The sequence below is a fragment of the Alcanivorax profundi genome (genome assembly GCF_003597125.1).
Taxonomy (GTDB): Bacteria; Pseudomonadota; Gammaproteobacteria; order Pseudomonadales; family Alcanivoracaceae; genus Alcanivorax; species Alcanivorax profundi.
In genome coordinates, this window is the sequence record NZ_QYYA01000041.1 from 1 (window position 1) to 836 (window position 836).

Sequence of the window (836 nt, forward strand, 5' to 3'; positions counted from 1 at the left end):
CCGGCAAGATCCTTGCTAGAGTCCTCCTAAACCGACTCACACAGCACATGGAAGACGGATACCTGCCAGAGAGTCAATGTGGCTTCAGAAAAGGACGTGGGACAGTTGACATGATCTTCGCCGCCCGTCAACTCCAGGAGAAGTGTCAGGAACAGAACAGAGATCTCTACACAACGTTTGTTGACCTGACCAAAGCCTTTGACACTGTCAGCCGCGAAGGACTCTGGAAGATCATGAGAAAGTTTGGCTGTCCAGACAAGTTCATCAACATGGTACGACAGTTCCACGATGGCATGCTTGCTCGAGTACTGGATGACGGCGATTCCTCTGATGCATTCCCAGTCACCAACGGAGTCAAGCAGGGCGGTGTTCTCGCGCCTACACTCTTCAGCATGATGTTTTCGGCGATGCTGTCAGATGCCTTCTGCAATGACGAAGAAACCAACATAAAGATCAGGTTCAGGACTGATGGCAAACTATTCAACCTACGGAGGCTACAAGCAAAGACCAAGGTGGAAGAGGGCTCTGTGCGCGACCTTCTGTTCGCAGATGACTGTGCTCTCAATGCCGACACAGAGGACAAGATGCAGCAGAGTATGAACTGCTTTTCCAATGCCTGCAAAAGCTTCGGTCTCACCATCAGCACCAAGAAGACCGAAGTCTTACACCAACCCGCCCCGCAGAAACCATATGTGGAACCGGTCATCACCGTGGAAGGAGAACCCCTGAAAACTGTTGACAAGTTCACCTACCTTGGCAGCACGCTTTCCAGATCAGTGAACATCGATGATGAAGTTGAATTGCGGATAGCCAAGGCGAGCTCATCATTTGGACGG

Annotated in this window: 1 protein-coding gene; it reads left to right on the forward strand. The window is 51.1% G+C overall.

Going from position 1 to position 836, the window contains the following annotated elements:
- Positions 1-8: 8 nt before the first annotated feature.
- Positions 9-836 (forward strand): RNA-directed DNA polymerase (locus tag D4A39_RS18985; protein WP_267899613.1); only part of this gene is annotated, 828 nt, incomplete at its 3' end.